This is a genomic window from Thermoplasmataceae archaeon (genome assembly GCA_038729425.1).
GTDB lineage: Archaea > Thermoplasmatota > Thermoplasmata > Thermoplasmatales > Thermoplasmataceae > B-DKE.
The window spans coordinates 51139-71208 of the sequence record JAVYSB010000002.1; the positions used below are offsets into that span (position 1 = coordinate 51139).

Consider the following 20070-nt stretch of genomic DNA (forward strand, 5'->3'; position numbering starts at 1 on the left):
TTCAATGAAAAAGTATTTTATAATGCTCAGAATCAAACCCAGATGGAAGCGGATCGAGTCACCTGGAAAATAAGCATAATCGGACCACTTGGAGTGGGAAAGAGTTCGCTTATCTCTAGGATTGTTTACGATTCTGATCTGTCAATTGGCAACAGGAAGCAGGTTGCCAGGAAGAAGCTATCCCTGGACTATGACGGACATAGGGTCAATGCTGACCTGCTTTTCATTGAAACTGAGGAAGGCAGCGAGATGGAAAAACTCGTATCCGGATCCAATGCGATCATTGCTGCAGTGGACATAACAGACAGGAAAACGCTTCCGCAGGTGGAGACTATTCTCAGGGAGCTTAATGGCGCGAGCTCAGGGGCATTAAAGGTCGTAGTGGGGACAAAACTTGACAGGAAATATGAAGCCGTCCTCTGGGAAGACGATCTTCAGAGACTAGGAGACAAATATAGCACAAAATTTTTCCTGGTATCCGCCAAAGACCCTGTTTCAGTGAAGGGAATGATGTCGTACATCCTCAACGAGCTTCTTCAAAGGTTTTATTCAAAGAGGAAGAAGAATGCCTAAGGCAGTCTGCAGTCCTCTCACGTTCAAGATAAATATGAACCGGAGTGCTACTTATATCAACAGCAGGTACGGCGTTGGCAAGATTCTCCACGATTCTCTCTTTCTGGAACCATATGAGGCATTATTCCTCTATTTCACGGGCAGAATAGTTCCTGAGAATTCTCGCTTTGACGACACCAAACAGATAATCGAGACCTATATAACGGATCGGGATGATTTTGATCTCTTCAGGGCATACCTTTATCTTAAATCAAAGGGCATGATCGTACGGAAGGATTCTGATCGGTTACTGATAAGGAGGAAGAGCGGAAAAGCTCCTTCGGTCTCAGTACATGTAAAGAATGAAAGCTCAAGGATTACGTTTCGCGAACTTGTTTGCACTGCCCCAACTCTTTACCTGACAATCGATGACGAGGGCGACATCACTCTTTTCAGAACTAGCTTGGCAGATCCTGTGGGAGAGGTCGCCATGACATGGCCTGGTGCTGAAGAAATATTTGAAGCGGGTGGCAGGTTTTATCTGAATAATCCAGCAGAACGTACATGGCTGGGATCCGGGTTTGGAGAAAAGCGAATCCTTACCGACATGGAGGCTAGATTCATCCTGAAACAGGGGAAGAATGATATCCCGGGATCGTTAGAAACGGCATATGTTGTATACGAGGATCTGGTTAAGAGAAACCTGATAGTAAAAACTGGGTTTAAGTATGGGGCAAATTTTCGGGCATACCGGAAGAGTATGTCAGATCACGCCGAATTCCTTATCCATGTCATAGAAGACAGCGATCAGTGGTACAAGATCAGCCGTGCAGTCAGAATTTCTCACGGCGTCAGGAAATCAATGATCTTCGCAGGTATTGGAGACGGAAAGGTGCAGTACGTAATGGTGTCAAGAACCCTTGAATTCTTTGATTCGGATTAAAATTTTAAAAAAGTGGTAGGATAAATATGTCCCTGCACCAGAGGAGTCGATCAGATCTGTGCTTCGAAGTCATCTATGGTATATTTGAAGTCTGCGTAAGTTGATATCTCTCCTCTATTTTTCAGGATCTCCCTCGCCAGAAGCCAGTAAATTACTGCAAGCGATCTCCTTCCCTTGTTGTTCGTCGGGATTACGAGGTCAACAAAATCTGTTTTGTTGTTCGCGTCGCACAGGGCTATAATAGGTACGCCTATTTTCTTTGCCTCCTTTACTGCCTGTGTGTCCGCAAGCGGGTCTGTCGCTATGATGACCTTTGCTTCCTTGTAGCTGTCTAGCTGGGGGTTTGTAAGGGTTCCAGGGATGAATCTTCCAATTATACTCGATGATTTCACGACTTCTGAGAACTTTGAAACCGGCCTGAACGCATACTGTCTCTGCGCTACGACTAGAATGTCAGAAGGGTTAAACCTGGCCAGCATCTTGCCAGCGGTGATCAGGACGCTGTTTGTCATCTTTATATTCAGTATATAAAGCCCGTCGTCTCTGATCTTGAAAATGTAATTCTTCATATCGTTGGATTTTACCTGGGTCCCTATGTGGACTCCCGATTTCTGGTATTCCTCTTCTGGAATCAACAACTCTTCTGAATTCATTGAAGCACCTTTGGATACTACTAAACTGGTGATATTCCGATCATATATATTGGTTCTCTTTGTGAGTTCAGAAAGTGCATAATGGCTGTTAACGTGGGATATTCAAAAACCGAAAGACAATTTGAACTAATTAGACTGTAAATAGTGTCAAGCAATACGAAATTTCCAGTACTTAAAAACTGCTAGTTACTCAGGATGAACCAATGCCGAACAACTGCTTTAACCGAAAGCCAGTTGAACACGGGGTTTTCCAATTTCCTGAAAACGTAAAATATTAGGCAGCATTGTCTGAATAATGTCAAGGGATCATACTATAGAAGACTATCTGGCGTACAGGACCATCTCAGATACCGGATTGACCGGTGACAATTCGGTCCTGTTTTTCTCCACTTCGCGTACCTTCAAAGAGAAAGGAAAGACCATGGAAGGCTCGGTGGTAGTCCAGTCTCTGAAAGATTCATCCATACAGGTGGAACTTCAGGAATCCGGAACAAAAAATTATAGCCCATCGGTAAACCCTGCCGGGAAACGTCTTGCTTACCTGCAGGAAAAGGACAAACAGCACAACCTTGTTATCTGTAATCTGGACGGCGGTAACGCTGAGCGCATCTTACTTGAGGGCATTGCAAGAAGAGCTTCATGGGTAGATGATAGCAGGTTAATGATCCTCATGTCTGATCCGGAAGATGAGGCGGCGAAGAAAGAGAGAGAGGCTGGTAATGATGGTTATTTCTTCGAGGAGGATCTAAAATATTCTTCACTATTCATTTACACACCCGGATATGGTTTCAGGAGAATCACCGATGGAATACAGGTCTGGGAATATGATCTGGTCGGAGAAACAGTGGCATTAGTCGGTTCGGAAAACCCGATGGAAAGTTCATGGTATCATTCTAAAATCTATATACAGGGTATTGATGGAGGATCGCGCAGGGAATTGTATTCCTCATCATGGCGGTCAGTGGCGAAACCAAGGATATCCCGTGATGGAGAGAAAGTGGCTTTTTTGGAATCTCTCTGGAGCGACCGTGGCGTTACATCGGGCGATATTATTGTTGCGAATATTGGAGACGGGAAGATCACAAACATCACGGAGCGTCACGACAGGAGTTATTGTGACATGCATTGGTCTCCCGATGGCAGGATCGTGGCACTGTGGACCAAAGAAGGATTGGCTGGCTTCAGCACCTATCTTGAGAACTGGAAGGATATATGGTCTTCGCCAGGAACCGTGTTCCCCGTCTCGTCTCCGGAATTCTGGCTTTCCGGAACCAGAATGGTCTTTTCATTCACCGACCCTGAGACACCGCTAGAAGTCTTCATGCATGATTCTGGGCATATGGAGAAGCTCACAGGTATAAACTCAAGCCTGCAGGAACTGACCAGTTACAGTACCGAGATAGTCAAGTGGAAGTCCATAGATGGGCTTGAAATGTATGGAATTCTGAGGTACAAAAAAATCATTGATCCCCTGATTGTCAATGTACATGGAGGTCCTACTGGTTTTTCCCCCCTTACTTTCATGGATCGCAGTACCCCATTCATTCCAAAGGGGTATTCGATTTTCTATCCAAATTACAGAGGGAGCATAGGAAAGGGCAGATCCTTTGCTGAGGCAAACAGGGGAGACATGGGAGGAATGGACTTTCAGGATATACTGTCCGGGATCGAATATCTCAGGAATTCCGGAAAGGCAAACACGGAGTCGGTATTCATCACTGGCGGTTCATATGGTGGCTTCATGACGTCATGGGCAGTTACCCAGACTGATATCTTCAGTGCAGCAGTTGGCCTGTTTGGCATCACAGACTGGATAAGTTTTCATGGAGTTACCAACATACCTGACTGGGATGCGATACACTACAACCAGAGCCCGTACTCAAAAGACCTATTCGAGAAGTTCTCTCCCATGAATTATCTGGAAAATGTGAAAACTCCAATTCTCCTTCAGCATGGGATTGAGGATCCATGTGTCCCCGTGGGGCAGTATTTCCAGTTTTACCGCGGTCTCAAAGACCATGGCAAGACCGTGCGGCTGCTTCTCTATCCGAGAGAAGGCCACGGATTCCTTGAAAGGAAGCATATTGAAATGCAGTTTGAAGAATCACTCAAATGGTTCGATAAGTACAGGAACAGGTGATTGATCATAGTAAACGAATCCGATAAGATATGGGGCATTCTATCAAGTGAATGTGAGATAAATTTATATTTCTGGATTCGGTATTTAAAAGAGCACAAAGATTGTGTTGAAAACTTGAGGCTGCAGGTTGTATGAAAACGCTGATACTTAATGTGGACCGGGACAACGATTTCGGTGAGAAAATTGGAGTTGAGGGTCCGCTTATCGGCCGTCAGGAGTGCTTTCGAGCTGCCTCAAAGCTTATCCTCCAGGACCCGGAAGATTCTGACGCCAACGCTCTTTTTGGCGCAATAAAACATTATGACGATCTCCATAATGAGGGAATGGACGTTGAAATTGCACTTATAACCGGTGATGTTGAGGTTGGGCGCAAGTCAGACGAGAAATTAGGGAGGGATCTTGACATCCTTCTTTCTTATCCAAGGATATATGGCGACGTGATACTTGTGTCCGACGGCGCTGAAGACGATTATATAACCCCACTCATCACGTCAAGAACCAAGATCCGTTACGTAAAACACATAATAGTGCGGCACAACCAGAACATCGAGTCCCTTTATTATTATATTGTAAAGGGGCTGAAAGACAAGAAACTGATGAGCAAGGTGCTGATCCCAGTAGGGTTGGTTCTTCTTGCCTATGGTATTTCCACGGTAGCTTTTATATCATATTCCTCCTTTATATCTGGCCTGCTGAGCGTGAATCCGAATCAGGGCGCAATAACTGTTGTTACCGTTGTGCTAGGTGCTTATCTCGTTGAGCGTGGATTTGAAATAGGTAAGAAGATTAGATGGGCCATACGCAGCGCCCAGCAATATGCAAACGATACCAGGATAACTTTCATTACCTATCTGGTTACCGCACTGATCATACTTACTGGGCTTGGATTTACGTATTCCAGTGTCAGAACGATCAAAGATCCGATACTGGACGTCGTGCTGCTGTTTTTCTCCTTAATGGTGTGGTGGGTATACGCAGCCATATTCGCTAGAATAATGGGAATCGTCATACAGTCGTTTCTGGGACGGACAGGAGGCATAGCAAGGACATGGTCTGCAGCGTTCTTCGTATTTGCCGTGGCTCTAATATCGTACGGCGTTATAAATTACGTCAGGTATATCTTTTCCTTTATTAGTTTTGACGGGGCGTTATTCAACATAGGTATCATCATTGCTGGCGTACTTCTGGCCATACTTGCTTCTCTCATACACAGGCATTTTTCTGCCGCGGAATCAGCTGGACATACCCCGAGAGCGCCGGGAGTAGCTGATGAACAGGTGCGATAATTCAACGTTTCAGTCCATTGTGGTTAAACGCCGTGAAACCACAATAACAAATTCGCTGGACGTGATCTGAAATATGGAGTACAGTGAGTGGCTCCATTGGTATCAAGAAATCTGCAGGCATTTTGGTTATGACCCGGAGAAGGACTACCAGTCATCCATACTCCTGGACCGTTTGGCAAAGCAGAAGTTGCTGGATGTCCAGTTCTCTAGGTTATTCCGTTCCAAGGATATTTCCGTGATCGGCAACGGCCCAAAACTTAAGGAAATTCTTGATACGTACAGTGTAAAGGTTCCGTTTGTTGCGGATTCTGCTCTTCCTGTATTTTACCTAAAGGTCGGCATACCAAATGTCATAATCACTGATCTTGACGGGGAATCTCCCCTATTGCTCAAGTGCGAAGAAGAAGGATCAATGCTTGTGGTACACGCCCATGGAGACAACATGGTTGCGCTGGAAAATATAGTCCCAAGAATTGGGACGGAAATCCTCTGCACGACACAGAACGTTCCATTTGGAAACATTTATAACTTTGGTGGTTTCACCGATGGCGACAGGTCCGCGTTCCTAGCCGACCATATCCAGCCAAGGTCCATAGAGTTGGTTGGATTCGACTTTAATAATCCTGTTAGCAAACCGGGGTCAAAGATCAGTGTGAAGAAAGAAAAACTAAATTACGCCAGGGGTCTGCTTCAGGAACTTGCCGCAGAAAGGGGAAAAGTATGGAGAGAGGGAGAAATTATTCAGGTCTGAATATCCTGCCGTCGCGGTAAATCAGTGGAAAATCCACCGAATCTGCCTTGAGTGAATACCCAATATCCTCTTTTGCCCCCAAGAGTCTGAGCCTTCTTGCACCTTTAGAAGCCTTAACTTTTGAAATATAATCTTCAACACTGCTTTCTTTCCCAAGAAGTCTCTCCCTAAGATGTTCAGCGAAAAAAAGGTCTTCATCAGCTATCCCATCTGGTCTTCCGGAAACCACAATTGATACATATTGTTCATTCGAAAGTGCGGAGACGATGGCCGATATATTGATGAATGACCCAACATATATTTCACCTCGACCCTTTATTTTTTCCAGAACTTTCGTGCCGTTTGTGCTCGTGAAGATTATGATCTTATCTGTGAAGTCCTTGCTCCATACCTCGTACGGAGAATTACCATAATCAAAGCGTGGGACCCTCTTTCCCAAACGCTCCCCAGCAAGAATATATTCAGGGTGCTCTCTTCTGATAGATCGGGCTTCCTTTACTGTTTTTGTTGGAATAATGTACTTTGCCCCGTTTCTTATCATGATTGGCATCGTGGAAGTGGAACGGAAAATATCAACAAGAACCTTGGTTGACTCTGGAAATTTCTCAGTTTTCCTGCCTTCGATGATATCTACTTTCAATTAATCTTCACAGTAGTTATGGCATTCAGATAAAATAAACCTTGCAGGTCATGCATGACTGAATGCTTGGGTTTCAAATTCTCGATTCATTACAAATGGGATAGATTTTCTGCTTCAGACGCTACATGTCCAAAAATGGAATGGTTGTCTGCAATCACAAAGTTAAAAAACAGTCTGGCTATAAGGCGTGGCAAACAGAGGATAAATTATGGCTCAGTCAGTAAGCACAATGGTGGAGGGCGGAAAGGCAACAACAGGTCCACCTCTTGGACCGGCTCTTGGACCACTCGGATTAAATCTCGGTCAGATAATAAAGGAAATCAATGACAGAACGAAGGCATTCGCAGGAATGCAAGTTCCTATAAAGATAACAGTAATTGATCCAGCAACCAAGAAATATGAAATAACTGTTGGAATCCCACCGACTTCAGCACTCATCAAGAAGGAGATGGGCATTGAGAAAGGTGCATCTAAGAGGAAAGAGGCAGTTGCAGGAAATGCCACCCTACAGCAGATAACAAATGTTGCGAAAGCTAAGATGGAGGGCATGCTCGCAAATGACTTGAAGGCAGCGGTTATGGAAGTTCTTGGCACATGCGTTTCCCTCGGTGTTAATGTAGATGGTAAGGATCCAATGGAAATCCAAAAACTTATTAGCAAAGGAGAAATCGCGATAAACCCGTAGAAGAGTTAATCTCGTATTACTACGGTTGGTGATTTTATTGGCAACTGACGGATTGTCTAAAATAGTCGAGGAAGCCGTTAAATCGGCAAAAGAGCGCAAGTTTAAGGAAAGCATAGAGCTTGCCATTAATATGCGCGAAGTGGATCTTTCAGATCCAAAGAACAGGGTTAATGAGGAAATCCCATTACCCAAGGGAAGGGGAAAAGATATCAAGGTCGCCATCTTCGGATCAGAAGAGATGAAGTCCAAAGCAAAGGGTTCAGCAGATTACTTTTTTGGAGCTGAGGATATTTCGAAATTTCAGGAAAATAAAAAAGATTTTAAGAAGATCGTCAACAGTGTTGATTATTTTATTGCAGAATCAAACCTGATGGCTGGTATAGGTAAGTCACTTGGTCAGGTTCTGGGCCCAAGGGGGAAAATACCTAGACCTTTGCCTCCTGGGCAGGACCCGAACGCACTCATTACATCGTTGAAAAGAACAGTAAGGGCCAGAAGCAAGGATAAGAGAACATTTCATGTTCCTGTAGGCACCCGTGACATGTCTCCAGCTGACGTGGCTGAAAACATCAGCGCTGTGATAAAACGAATTACCGGTAAACTTGAAAAGGGAATGAACAACATCGATTCGCTATACGTCAAGACAACCATGGGCAAAGCAGTGAAAATAGAGGCAGGTGATATTAAGTGAGTACAGCGAGACACCCAGCGTCGTGGAAGGTAGACCTTGTTAATTCTCTAGCTCGCGATATGGAAGGTAATGAGATTAGTGCCATCGCAAGCATAAAGGGGATAAGAAATGCCCAGCTTCAGAAAATCCGGCGCGATCTATCAGAACATCTTAAAATGAAGGTTGTTAGAAAGAGACTTCTCATAAAGGCAATTGACCAGTCCAAGGACGAGAATCTTCAGGATTTCAAAAAATATGCGCAGGGTCAAATAGCAATCATTACGACGGACCTCCAGCCGTCCAAACTCTACCAGGTTCTGGAAAGGACCAAGCAAAAAGCTGCCGCCAGAGGCGGTGAGGTTGCTCCGGATGACATTGTCATCGAAGCGAAGGAAACCCAGTTTCCACCAGGACCCATGATAAGCGAATTCCAGAAAGCCGGTCTTACCACTGCCATAGAAAAAGGCAAGATCGTAATTAAAAAGGAGACCCTTTTTGTAAAGAAGGGCGAAGTTATATCAAAAGAGAAGGCAAAACTACTGGCGCTGCTGGATATAAAACCAATCACTGTCGGACTCGAGATACAGAGCGCATACAGTCATGGCCTGGTATACAGCAAGGATGTCCTATCCATCTCCGAAGAGGCCATAATTGCAGACATAATTAGAGGATTCAGTGCTGCAAAGACAATAGCCATTGATGCGGGGTATCTAATTCCGGAGATCATTCCAGATCTCATAGTGAAAGCTACCATAAATGCAGAGCAACTTGCTCTGGACGCAGGATATGTTTCTGAAGGCAACGTAGAGTTATTTATACTGAAAGCCATTAAGGAAGCCAAAGCGATCAGCCAGTCTCTGGAAGGAGACAAGAAGCAAGAGGAAGCTAAAAAGGAAGAGAAAAAGGAAGAAACCCAGGAAGATACAAGTGAAAATGTGTCTGCAGGGCTAGAATCCTTATTCGGATGAGGTGAAGAAAATATGGAATATATATATGGTGCGCTTCTGCTGCACTCAGCAGGGCAGGAAATAGACGAAGAGAAATTGAAAAAGGTACTCAGTGGGGCGGGGGTAAAAGCTGACGAGACAAGGCTCAAGTCACTCGTATCGAGCCTAAAGGAAATCAAGATAGAAGATGTGCTTAAGACAGCAGCCAGCGCGACGGTAGCTGCTCCGGCTCCAGCTGCTGAGAAACACGCTGAAAAGAAAGAGGAGAAGAAGAAAGAGGAGAAGAAGGAAGAGAAAAGCGAAGCTTCCGAAGAAGATGCAATGGCTGGACTCAGCTCACTGTTTGGATGAGTTTCTGATATGGAATTCTCCGACTATTTCTGGGGAGTAATTAAATACATTTTCCCCGCAATTTTATTTATTCTTTCGGTTACCATTACTCCGAGCTTTATTTTGACTCTTATATCTCTGATATGGATATTCTCATCCCTGCTCATCTACGCTCTTTCCATGGAGCCTGAGAAAAGACAGGGATACTAGGTCACAAATTTTTTTCAATGCGTAAACCTTGCAGTTTCTCCAAGGTGGACGAGTTGCATATAACCTAAATTAATTCGTAGCAATCAGTTCTTCCCAGATTTATGTAACTTCTAAATAGGGATTCTGTCTTATTACCAGGAGAAAGATGAAAGCACTGGTTTTTGGGGGAACGGGTTTTATAGGTAGACGACTCGTGGAAAATCTTCTTAGGGAAAACTGGGACGTAACGATTGCCACTTCTGGGAAGTCGCAGAATCCATTTGGAGATACTGTATCTACTGTGGTTGTTAACAGGTACGAAGAAACAAGCATCGAGGAGAAATTATCGTCACCTCCTTATTTCGACATTGTATTTGACCAGATAGGTTTCTGCCCGAACGATATGAAGTTGATGGTTGACTTTTTTCACAAACGTATCGGCAGTTACGTTTTTGTTTCCAGCGCTGCCGTGTATGCTGATAAGCGTGGAACCGTGCGGGAATCAGATTTCGATCCCATGGCACTTCACATAAGAAATGAGCCGGCTTCGGCGCTGGGTTATAATGAAGGCAAGAGGAATGCTGAGGCATACCTTTTCCAGAATGCCACATTTCCCGTCTCTGCAGCAAGGTTTCCAAACGTTATAGGATATGATGACAGCACAACCAGGTTCCAGAAGGAGGTTTTTCGAATTAGGGACAGAAAACGTTTCAATATCAGAAAGAGAGGAGTTCTCCGAAACTACGTATGGGTGGAAGACGCAGGCAGGTTTTTGTTCTGGCTTGGAACGAACAGGAAAAGCGGATCATACAATGCAGCATCTCCAGACTCGATAAGCGCAGAATCTCTCCTGTCGGAAATAGGAAAGTCACTGGGAATAGAACCACAAATTTCCATAGATCCTGGCATGGATAGCAGCACTCCATATTACAGGGATGAGGAACTGGTATTGTCGACAAAAAAAGCGGAATCCGAGGGCTTCAATTTCACTCCAACAAATGAGTGGTTGGATTCGGAGGTGAAGAAGGTCATTGAAAACAATGGACAGACTGGAAATTCAACAGAACATATGAAATGGATATTTGGGAAAAGATGAGGCGGCGAATACACCAAGTATCTTTCTGCGGTACACTAATCAAAACTGTTAGGCTGATCTCCGCTCATTTTATGTTTCCGCCGAATAGCCCTGGGGATAATTCTGCTGGAGTCTCAGACTGGATTTTATTTGTTTTTTCCTCGGTCTTCATCTCGGGTGAATGTTCGTTGAGTTCATAGATGAATGTCTTTCCCCTGAATGCAGAAAACAGAGCAGCCAATCCTGCCATTATCGCTCCGAAATAAAATGCTTCACGAAGGGCATTCATCACAGATGGCGCAATTGCAGTTGGGAACCAGGTTGGACCGTCGATGGCCAGCCATGCCTGGTAAAATGATCCAGAATGCGTGCCTATGCTAAGATAGATAGAATTAGCAACTGGCAGATACGGGGCGAGCTGCATTATTAGTGTCCTGACAGGATCATAGCCCAGAAATGCTGAAAACAGGGCTGATGTTGGAGGCGTTAGGGCGAAACCTTGGGCAAGAGAAGCAGCCTGTTGGGATGTAAGGCCGGTAATCCCTGACATTGCATTTGAAAAAGCGCTTCCAAATCCGGAAGCCATTGAAACTATGATTATTGTAAAGAATATTCCCATGCTCGCTGTCTGACCAGTGTTTTGCATGGTAGCTCTCATACCAGACCCAGCGCCTCTCTGCTGGGCAGGAAGTGAATTCATAACAGCAGTTGAGTTCGGAGCCGCAAATAGGCCATTTCCCATTCCAAGGAAGAATATTGTAATTGCAAAGGGGACATAATTGAAGTTATACGCGAATGTTGATAAAACGAGGAAAGAGAATGCAACCAAGATCATGCCAAGTGTTGCCAACACCCTTGCACCAAATCTATCAGTAAGGGCCCCACCTATTGGTCCCATAACCAGGAACCCAACCATCATTGGTATCATGTAGACACCGGCCCAGAAAGGTACGGACGAATATGAATAGCCATGCAACGGAAGCCAGATCCCCTGAAGCAGGATAATCAACATGAACATTGCACCGCCGTAGCCAATCATCCCGAGTAGTGCGGAATAGTTCCCAAAAGCAAATGCTCTATTTTTGAAAAGACTCACGTCAAACATTGGTTGCTCTATGTGACTTTCTGCAAATGGGAAAGCTACGATCAACGCTGCGCCTATGACAAGCGTGACGATAACAAACGGGCTCATCCATCCCATATTGCTGCTTCCATAGGGTATCAGGCCATAGGTGATCCCTACTAGGAATATGGTCAGGCCACCACCAAGCAGAAAGGTTCCTATATAATCCAGTTTCTGGTCCTTATGACGAACAGAATTATCTCTGAGTTTCAGAACAGACCAGATGCTGCCAAAAATTCCAACAGGCACGCTAACCAGGAAGACGTATCTCCAGTTGAGCACAGAAAGTATTCCTCCAAGGATAAGACCTATGAGAGATCCGGCCATTCCAGCAATCATGTTAATTCCAATAGCTTTCCCCCTTTCGCTATATGAGAAAGCGTCGGTTAATATTGCTGTGCTGTTTGAGAACAGGAAAGCTGCCCCCGCACCCTGGATAAGCCTGAATGCAATCAGCTCCATTGCGCCAAGATTACCTTTGTTCGGGGTTATAGACAGCAAAATAGATCCTATGGTGAATATTATGAAACCCATGGTGTAGAGCTTCGTCCTCCCAAAGATATCCGAAAGTCGTCCGAATGTCACAAGAAGGACGGCAGTGATAATCATGTAACCCATTAGAATCCAGAGGAGATAGGCAAATGACCCCGGAGCCAGCGGGTTGATATCTATCCCATTGAATATGGCGGGCAGGGAGATCATAACTATTGTAGCATTGATAGTAGCCATCAAGACACCAAGGGTGGTGTTAGATAGTGCTATCCACTTGTATTGTACCATTTTTAGACTTTTCCGTCATTAAATATTGGGATAAATAGTTTAGGAGTAAATTTTTGAAGGTCTCAGGTAATTGGGCATTTTTGAGAGGCTTCACCAGGAATTGAACGAATTACCTGAAACTAGGTATCCGGTGTTAGACAGGGTCTTTTAACCCGCTGAGTTTCTCAAGGACCGCATTGAGTAATATTTTCTGATTATCATAGGAGAGCTGCTTTTTGCATTCTTCTGCAGTAAGCCACCTGTAACCAGTGTGCTCATGTGATATGATGACAGCAGCATCGGGCGGCGCTATTGCGAGGAACATTATAACAGTCTTGTGTATCCTATTTCTATTTCTCGTATACCAGTAGTCCTGAACGTAACGAAAGCCGTCCACGGGCTGAAGATCGAGGCCAGTCTCCTCTCGGACTTCTCTTTCGGCCGCTTGTTTATCGCTTTCCCCAGCCTCGATGTGCCCTTTGGGAAAGTCCAGGAAACCCTCTCTCCTATCTAGAAGAAGAAATTTCATAATATTTCCGGTTTTTCGGCAAACTACCATACCGCTGCTTGTTTCCTGGTCCATGTGTCCTTAACATTTACTCGGGCTTCAATTTACCGAATCCTGTAGAAGAAAGCTAAGCATTTCACAAGGCCCGTGAAACCCCTTAGATATTTTATATAGAGCGACAAACTTTCCAGTTTATGTTTGACGGCAAAGACATAATCGTGACGGGCGGCGCAGGCTTCATCGGTTCAAACATGGTTGAACTTCTTCTAGAGAAGAACCGCGTTACCGTTGTCGACAACATGTCCAACGTGGACGATCGTTATATCTTAAGGTTCATGGGGCACAGGAATTTCAAGTTCGTAAGAGGGGACCTTGCCTTCACAGAATCAATGGACTCTATCAAACATGCCGACATGGTCATTCACCTGGCAGCGAACTCGGACGTTAGGGGAGGTTCAATCTCACCACTTCCAGATTACACGAACAACGTCCTTGCCACGTTTAATCTGCTTGAATGGATGAGGAAAACTGATATCCCGGAGATACTTTTCTCTTCAAGTTCCGCGGTATATGGTGAGGCTACCATTATGCCCACACCAGAGGATTATGGTCCATACATGCCTATTTCCACATACGGGGCGTCCAAGGTTTCGGGTGAAGGTTTTATTACAGCCTATTCCCACTATTATGGGATAAGGGGAACAATATTCCGCTTCGCGAATATTGTTGGGCGTAACTCTACACACGGTGTAATATTCGATTTTATCAGGAAACTTAGGAAAGATCCTGTCAACCTTGAAATACTCGGCGACGGCACGCAAAGAAAATCTTATCTCCATGTGAGCGACTGTGTATCTTCAATGGTTTATGTGCACGAAAGAAGCAGGAAGACGGACATCTATAACCTTGGAAACCCGGGGACTACATCTGTCAGGAAGATAGCGGACACTGTAGTGGAGAAAATGCGCCTTCACAATGTTAAATACAACTTCACAGGCGGAATAGACGGTCGCGGGTGGAAGGGAGACGTTAAGGTTGCGCAGTTAGGGGTCGAAAAACTGATGTCTACAGGATGGAAAAATAAATTTGACAGCGATGGGTCAGTCGCCCAGGCCATACAGGAGACCCTGGATCAGAACCCATAAATAAGTGAAGGGTTTGTTGTACGGGTCCGGTAATGGCTCAGAGCGCGATAAAAGCGCTGAAGGTGAGAAATGCAGCGATTCCAAATATTGTTGATATTATAAATGTGAGAATCACGAAGATGATAAATGCAATGACCGCTATTACGAAGGCTTTGAACCATCCTATATGAAGGTCATTCTTTATAATGTACAGGACTCCAAGGAAACCTATGACAAGACCAAGCAGGGGGCTGATAAAGCTGAAAACGAAGAGCAGGATGACAAACACGATAACTGCAACAAATGAGATGTATGAAGCCCTCTTAAAGGAGATTTTCCTAGATATGGCATCCGTAGCTATCCATATCGCTGCTGAAGCAATAATCCATGAAAAGATAACGGTAAGGATTGCACTAGCTATGCCAGCTAAGGTCAAGAATGGGTCGGTCACTTATCCTTATCTCTGTGCTAGAATAAAATTCTTTCGCTCTGGAATTTTGCAGGCCATGGTCACAAATCCATTCGGCAAAAATCAATAATTCCAAACCGATACCTGGGCAATGATCGCAAATGGTACGCCGAGAAGGTACAACGAAATAGCCCTGACGGTGCAGGAGAATGTCAAAACCGATCTGCTTCTTTACAGGGACAGGGCATATCTCCTGATTCCATCAACTGATGCGGAGAACGAGTTTTTAGTTATGGCCAACAAGGAAAGCATCAGATATTTCATTTCCAGCACAACGTCGCAGGACCTTTCTAATTTAAGGGAATTTTTCAGGAAGCTGTACCCCTGCGAATTCATCAATGAGGAGCCGGCAGCAATCCATGATGCCCAAACGCTGGTTCTTGTGAACAGGGGCTGGAATTCCAGAGTCAGGGAATTTCATTCTGAATCGTTCCTTTCATTACTTGTCAACTTTCCTAAGCCTCTGAAAGAAAGCACCCTTAAGTTCTCGGTCAGAATCCGCAGCTACACCACAAAACTGTCCAGAAAGAGGAAGTTTTCATTCATTGTATCGACTTCGATCTCTGGATGTGAAACCACATTCCGTGATTTCGAGATTTTGGTAAGACAGAATCTCAGAAGAATGAAAGAGGAGTCTGGATGGAAGATGAAAGTCTGTGCAAAAAAGATAATAAAATTCAGAACGGACTTGCTGTTCAATCCATTCTGCCTAAACCCCTTCGTTTCTATTGTTCCTGACGAAAGTTGAGTGAATTGGTCATTCCTCTTTTAAGTTATGATCTGGAATTGTATACTTCCTCCTTGAAGAAAAGGGTCTGAATGGTTTCCCGTTTCCCTTGTAGAATTTGGAGAAGAATTCTACGAATAGCAACCTTGCTCCCTGGATGCCAGGTTCAAACACCGCGATCGCTAGGTTGAATATCTGGCCAACCACCAGAATTATTATTCCTATTACTGCGAACACAGGGGATTTTACTAGTCCCTTGTGAAATATCAGGTCGATCACGGTTGAAAGTATGATGGATGCGAGCAGGATACCAATAATCCTCAAGTATGAAAGGACATGGCTTATTATGGACGGTAGCTCCATCAAACCCTGGCTCTTTTCTGTAGCTCCAACGAGAGCGATGCCTGCAAACAGGACGGCAAGGGCAATTGTTGGCAGTCCGAAAATATTGTTGAAGTTGAAACTGTGATAAATAAGCATCAGCCCGGTGATGCTGATTCCCCACGTGATAAATAACCAGCCAATTTTGCCGACGACACCTCTCCTATGGCCGCGTGCATTCTCATCCATGATTCCAAGTAAAAGGCCAAAGGTTACCATTGCAATTCCAATGTATCCAGAGAAAAGCAGAAGTTTCCCTATATTATTCATTGGGTTATAGAGTGTGAACGGGAGAAGATTGAACCCGAAAAATGAATTGAACACAATTCCGGCGCCTATTCCTACCAGAGACCCAGGGATCAGAGCCCTAGCGACTACTTTGAGTGACCCCGGCTTCATTATCATGAAGACAAAGTTCGAAAGCACCTTAGGGATTCTACTATGCTTGACCGGATGATCCAGCCGGTGGATAATCCAGAGAGACATCAGAAGGATTACCAGACCATAACCCCAGTCTCCTACCATAAGCCCAAAAAAGAACGGGAAGACTATTGCAAAGACAACCGTAGGATCAAACTCTGTTCCCTGAGGAAGAGAATAAAATTTAATGAAGAACTCGAAAAGTCTCGTGTGTTTCGGATTATTCATCAAAGTCGGCGGTTCTTCCTTTGTGTCCACCTTTGACAGGATGTACTTTCCATCTGATATCGAGCTTATATTCTTCTCAATTCTGTCAGCTTGAGAAGCAGGTATCCATCCTTCAATGGCGAATACATCTGCGTTTTCCAGGAGGTGATCGGCAAGATCTGCCTTCTTTCCCTCTATTTCAAGAGCCTCTCTAAGCTGAAGTATTTTCTCCCCATATTCCCTTGCCAGTTCACCAAGTGAAGATCTTATCTCGCTTATTGAATTCTGTTTTTCCTGCATAAGTTTGTTGAGACTTTCGTAATACTCCTCAGGCTTTCCAGTCACTTCAGGAATATGAGAAACATGGAGTGAAAGCTCGTTGGAGACCTTTGCGAATTCCTGTACCTTTTGTGAGGATACAGAAATTAAATGATACTCATCGTTAATCTGAACAGAAATGGTCCCGGGTATTCTTTCCTTTACGGAAGCAATAGCGCCTTCATCAATGCCGGAAACTAAGTAGGATTGTACCGATTTATTGTTGAATATGGACATGTCATATTCAATGTGCGTCAGAACCTTAACCACTGACAGCCTATTTTCGATATCCCTGATGTCAGCCCTAAGTGCTTCCTCTGAGTTCTTGAGCATCTTTACTTCATCATCGATCCTGATATCCTTTGCCTGGCTGATGGTGTCATTCAGTGTGGGCATGCTCACTTTCTTAGAAACCCGGATGCTTGGGAGAACTGACTCAAATCCTCTCATCCTCTGAAGCTGTTCGTTTATGTCTCTGGCCATGCCGTTCTGAGAAGATTGTGACAGATATTGCGAGAGGTCCTGGCTAACAGGCTCAATTTGCATCACTTCAGCATCATGGAGCGCTGAGATGACTGCACTTTTCTTGCTGTTTGAACAGATGATTCGAATCTTGGTCATTCGCTCAGGTTTCAATACCATTTCTTATCCTTCCAGATATTCCGTTATTAGGCGAATAACGATCTCTCTGATCTCGCTCTTGGGAAGATCAAGGCGCATTGACTCTGCTTTCTCGCGGGAAGCCTTGATTATGGACTCTGCCTGTTTGGCAGCTTCCGCGGAGACTTTTTCCATAGTGTTGGCATAGAGTTTCTCAAACTCCCTCTTCCTGCTCTGCATTTCGTCTTCAAATTTTAACTGCATGTCAGAGAGTTTTTTCTCCTGATCAACTTTTAGCGATTTGATTTCATTATCTATCCTATCTTCCGCTTCCTTGATTTCCTTTAGGTATTCCAGATCATCAGTCGTGTTCTTCACCCCGTTAATTTATCACCAGTAGCCAGACTGCGGCAACGGAGACTATTCCGGCACACAGGGTCACTGCCCTAATCTTCAGCTTTGCTCTCGTGAATTTTTTAATGGCATCCTTAGATTCATCGGGCAGAGTCCTGTAATCGAACTTCTTCACGTACTTTTCGTAAGTCTTCATTGTGCGCTCTCACTAGCACTTTCCATCTTCTTTTTTATCATCTTAAGTGTTGTAAATGTATCACGTTCAATCTCACTCAGTCTCATCTTTATGTAAGTTGCCGACTCTTTAAGATTTGGTATGAGTATATTTTCAATGGCATTGGATCTTCGCTTGGTTTTATCTATTTCGTAGAGGAGTTTTCTCATGGAATTCTCTTTCTCCGCTATCTCTATAATAAGCCTGAAGATCTTCTCAAACCTGATAATTGCATCGTTAATCGCCGTGGGTACAGCTACCGCTCTGTATCTGTCAGTGAGCACGCTTGTTGAATAGTTTATACCAACCTCCGGCACTCTAACACCCATAACGTTCTTCGTTGCGACATTCACCGTCGAATCAGCAGACATATTCGCCACTCTCTCTACGTTCATAGTCCCGTCGATGATTTCTGCAACTTTGAACAGGTCAATTGCATCGGCCACGTCGTTTCTCAGGTTTTCGCGCATTCCTCTCACCTGCCTGACGATGGTAAAGAATTCCATGACCAGCGCAGATCTCTTCATCTTAAGCAGATCGAGTCCCCTGGCTGCCAGTTTAATTCTCTTGTTAATCCGAATGAGTTCTATCCTTGTGGGTCTTACATCAGGAGACTGCATTTTCTTCCTCTTTCCATTTTCCATACTTGGAAAGGTATTCAGTTTTCAATCTCTTCATGTCGTTTCTTGGAAGCTTCGAGAGTATTTCCCAGCCTATGTTGAGTGTCCTTTCAATGGATCGGTCCTCCATTCTACCCTGATTTACAAATTCCTTTTCAAAAAGATCTGCAAATTTCAGGTAAAGCTTATCACCGGATCCTAGAGCCTCTTCACCAACGATGGCACTGAGTGACCTGAGGTCCTTCCCGTTTGCATAAGCCGAATAAAGCTGATCAGCCACCCCACGATGGTCTTCCCTTGTCCTGCCCTTGCCAATGCCCTGGTTCATCAGCCTTGATAGCGAAGGTAACACGTCTACAGGCGGATAAATTCCCTTCCTCTGGAGATCTCTAGAAAGAACAATCTGTCCTTCCGTAATATAACCGGTAAGATCCGGTATCGGATTTGTTATGTCATCACCAGGCATGGTCAGGATAGGGATCTGGGTTATGGAACCCTTCCTGGATATTATCTTTCCAGCCCTTTCATATATTGTGCTCAGATCTGTGTACATGTACCCCGGGAATCCTCTTCTGCCGGGTACTTCTTCCCTCGCCGATGATATTTCTCTCAGTGCCTCGCAGTAATTTGTCATATCAGAAAGTATCACCAGTATGTGCATATCGTTCTCGTAAGCAAGATATTCCGCAGTGGACAGAGCCATTCTTGGAAGTATGATCCTTTCCATTGATGGATCAGAAGAGAGATTCATGAAAAGAACAGACCTTGAAATTGCGCCGGTGCTCCTGAATTCGTTTATGAAGAAGTTAGCTTCTTCGCTTGTAATACCCATTGCTCCAAAAATGACTGCGAAGTTTTCGTCCTTACCCAGCACCTTCGCCTGTCTAGCGATCTGTGCGGCAATGAGATTGTGTGGGAGACCTGACCCCGAAAATATTGGCAGTTTCTGCCCCCTAACCAGTGTGTTCATTCCGTCTATGGTGGAAATCCCGGTTTCTATGAACTCTGAAGGTTCCTCCCTTGAGACGGGGTTGATTGCATTTCCAACGATCTCAACCTTATCTTTGCTCATTATCGGTGGTCCCTGATCAATGGGCTGGGCCAGTCCGTTGAATATTCTCCCAAGCATGTCGTCGGAAACTGATACTCTCGCAGTCTGCCCAAGGAATCTGACACTGGTACGCTTTACGTCAAGACCTGCAGTCTGTCCAAATATCTGTACGATTGCAAGGCCTGATCTAGTGTCTAGGACCTGTCCAGTTCTCGTCTCTCCATTTGGAAGGGTAATTTCAACCAATTCATTATAGGCAGCGTTAGGAACTTGTTCCACAAAGAGAAGTGGCCCGCTTATCTCTGAAATAGATTTATAACTTAATTCCGGCAAA

General features: G+C 44.5%; 23 protein-coding genes. 12 read left to right on the forward strand and 11 right to left on the reverse strand.

The features are described from left to right. Nucleotides 1-42: 42 nt before the first annotated feature. Together QW597_02025 and endA are read left to right on the forward strand one after the other, a co-directional pair. Nucleotides 43-573, forward strand: a complete 531-nt coding sequence (locus QW597_02025) for a hypothetical protein (protein MEM0155365.1) — start codon at nt 43-45, stop codon at nt 571-573. Continuing rightward, nucleotides 566-1495 (forward strand): tRNA-intron lyase, encoded by a 930-nt coding sequence (gene endA, locus QW597_02030; protein ID MEM0155366.1) that lies wholly within the window; start codon nt 566-568, stop codon nt 1493-1495. Before QW597_02025 ends, endA begins: the two co-directional genes overlap by 8 nt. Before the next feature lie 50 nt (nt 1496-1545). Here the strand turns inward: endA and rpsB are convergent, their stop codons facing one another. Then, complete coding sequence (rpsB, locus tag QW597_02035) at nt 1546-2148, reverse strand: 30S ribosomal protein S2 (protein MEM0155367.1); 603 nt, start codon at nt 2146-2148, stop codon at nt 1546-1548. 295 nt (nt 2149-2443) lie between these two features. Between rpsB and QW597_02040 the strand changes: the two genes are divergently transcribed. The 3 genes from QW597_02040 to QW597_02050 all read left to right on the forward strand — a co-directional run bounded on the left by QW597_02040 (nt 2444) and on the right by QW597_02050 (nt 6325). Further along, on the forward strand, nt 2444-4288 hold the full coding sequence (locus tag QW597_02040) for a S9 family peptidase (GenBank protein MEM0155368.1): 1845 nt from the start codon (nt 2444-2446) through the stop codon (nt 4286-4288). Nucleotides 4289-4419: 131 nt separating this feature from the next. Beyond that, nucleotides 4420-5574: a DUF373 family protein gene (locus tag QW597_02045; GenBank protein ID MEM0155369.1), complete on the forward strand. Its 1155-nt coding sequence runs from the start codon at nt 4420-4422 to the stop codon at nt 5572-5574. A gap of 73 nt (nt 5575-5647) precedes the next feature. Further along, complete coding sequence (locus QW597_02050; protein ID MEM0155370.1) at nt 5648-6325, forward strand: 6-hydroxymethylpterin diphosphokinase MptE-like protein; 678 nt, start codon at nt 5648-5650, stop codon at nt 6323-6325. Here the strand turns inward: QW597_02050 and QW597_02055 are convergent. After that, the gene (locus QW597_02055; GenBank protein ID MEM0155371.1) at nt 6312-6965 is read right to left on the reverse strand and encodes a 2-phosphosulfolactate phosphatase; all 654 of its coding nucleotides are present in this window, start codon (nt 6963-6965) and stop codon (nt 6312-6314) included. The genes QW597_02050 and QW597_02055 overlap by 14 nt on opposite strands. A 208-nt stretch (nt 6966-7173) precedes the next feature. Here QW597_02055 and QW597_02060 point away from each other — a divergent pair, with 208 nt between their 5' ends. From QW597_02060 to rpl12p, 4 genes are read left to right on the forward strand one after another with little or no spacing between them, the layout of a single operon-like run. After that, nucleotides 7174-7650, forward strand: a complete 477-nt coding sequence (locus QW597_02060) for a 50S ribosomal protein L11 (GenBank protein ID MEM0155372.1) — start codon at nt 7174-7176, stop codon at nt 7648-7650. Nucleotides 7651-7687: 37 nt separating this feature from the next. Continuing rightward, complete coding sequence (locus tag QW597_02065; protein MEM0155373.1) at nt 7688-8341, forward strand: 50S ribosomal protein L1; 654 nt, start codon at nt 7688-7690, stop codon at nt 8339-8341. After that, entirely contained in the window at nt 8338-9288 is a 951-nt protein-coding gene (locus tag QW597_02070) for a 50S ribosomal protein L10 (GenBank protein MEM0155374.1), read from the forward strand. The genes QW597_02065 and QW597_02070 overlap by 4 nt, the downstream gene beginning before the upstream one ends. A gap of 12 nt (nt 9289-9300) precedes the next feature. Then, entirely contained in the window at nt 9301-9618 is a 318-nt protein-coding gene (gene rpl12p, locus QW597_02075; protein ID MEM0155375.1) for a 50S ribosomal protein P1, read from the forward strand. A 23-nt stretch (nt 9619-9641) separates the two neighbouring features. On the opposite strand, the gene QW597_02080 is transcribed toward rpl12p, so the two are convergent. Then, nucleotides 9642-9764, reverse strand: a complete 123-nt coding sequence (locus tag QW597_02080) for a hypothetical protein (GenBank protein ID MEM0155376.1) — start codon at nt 9762-9764, stop codon at nt 9642-9644. 188 nt (nt 9765-9952) lie between these two features. On the opposite strand from QW597_02080, the gene QW597_02085 reads away from it, so the two are divergent. Continuing rightward, complete coding sequence (locus tag QW597_02085; protein MEM0155377.1) at nt 9953-10882, forward strand: NAD-dependent epimerase/dehydratase family protein; 930 nt, start codon at nt 9953-9955, stop codon at nt 10880-10882. Nucleotides 10883-10946: 64 nt separating this feature from the next. Here the strand turns inward: QW597_02085 and QW597_02090 are convergent, their stop codons facing one another. Continuing rightward, a complete protein-coding gene (locus QW597_02090; GenBank protein MEM0155378.1) occupies nt 10947-12764 on the reverse strand; it encodes an MFS transporter in 1818 nt (605 codons plus the stop codon). A 133-nt stretch (nt 12765-12897) separates the two neighbouring features. Continuing rightward, on the reverse strand, nt 12898-13326 hold the full coding sequence (locus QW597_02095; GenBank protein ID MEM0155379.1) for a bis(5'-nucleosyl)-tetraphosphatase: 429 nt from the start codon (nt 13324-13326) through the stop codon (nt 12898-12900). 119 nt (nt 13327-13445) lie between these two features. On the opposite strand from QW597_02095, the gene QW597_02100 reads away from it, so the two are divergent. Further along, nucleotides 13446-14396, forward strand: a complete 951-nt coding sequence (locus QW597_02100; GenBank protein ID MEM0155380.1) for an NAD-dependent epimerase/dehydratase family protein — start codon at nt 13446-13448, stop codon at nt 14394-14396. A gap of 37 nt (nt 14397-14433) precedes the next feature. Here the strand turns inward: QW597_02100 and QW597_02105 are convergent, their stop codons facing one another. Further along, nucleotides 14434-14826: a hypothetical protein gene (locus QW597_02105; GenBank protein ID MEM0155381.1), complete on the reverse strand. Its 393-nt coding sequence runs from the start codon at nt 14824-14826 to the stop codon at nt 14434-14436. Between the two features lie 109 nt (nt 14827-14935). Between QW597_02105 and QW597_02110 the strand changes: the two genes are divergently transcribed. Then, entirely contained in the window at nt 14936-15592 is a 657-nt protein-coding gene (locus tag QW597_02110; protein ID MEM0155382.1) for a hypothetical protein, read from the forward strand. Between the two features lie 9 nt (nt 15593-15601). On the opposite strand, the gene QW597_02115 is transcribed toward QW597_02110, so the two are convergent. From QW597_02115 to QW597_02135, 5 genes are read right to left on the reverse strand one after another with little or no spacing between them, the layout of a single operon-like run. Continuing rightward, nucleotides 15602-17518: a V-type ATP synthase subunit I gene (locus QW597_02115; protein MEM0155383.1), complete on the reverse strand. Its 1917-nt coding sequence runs from the start codon at nt 17516-17518 to the stop codon at nt 15602-15604. A 24-nt stretch (nt 17519-17542) separates the two neighbouring features. Further along, entirely contained in the window at nt 17543-17875 is a 333-nt protein-coding gene (locus QW597_02120; GenBank protein MEM0155384.1) for a hypothetical protein, read from the reverse strand. Between the two features lie 4 nt (nt 17876-17879). Then, nucleotides 17880-18047 (reverse strand): hypothetical protein, encoded by a 168-nt coding sequence (locus QW597_02125; GenBank protein MEM0155385.1) that lies wholly within the window; start codon nt 18045-18047, stop codon nt 17880-17882. Next, nucleotides 18044-18709 (reverse strand): V-type ATP synthase subunit D, encoded by a 666-nt coding sequence (locus tag QW597_02130; GenBank protein ID MEM0155386.1) that lies wholly within the window; start codon nt 18707-18709, stop codon nt 18044-18046. Before QW597_02130 ends, QW597_02125 begins: the two co-directional genes overlap by 4 nt. Then, nucleotides 18672-20069, reverse strand: coding sequence for a V-type ATP synthase subunit B (locus QW597_02135; GenBank protein MEM0155387.1), 1398 nt, complete (start codon nt 20067-20069; stop codon nt 18672-18674). Before QW597_02135 ends, QW597_02130 begins: the two co-directional genes overlap by 38 nt. Nucleotide 20070: the final 1 nt, after the last annotated feature.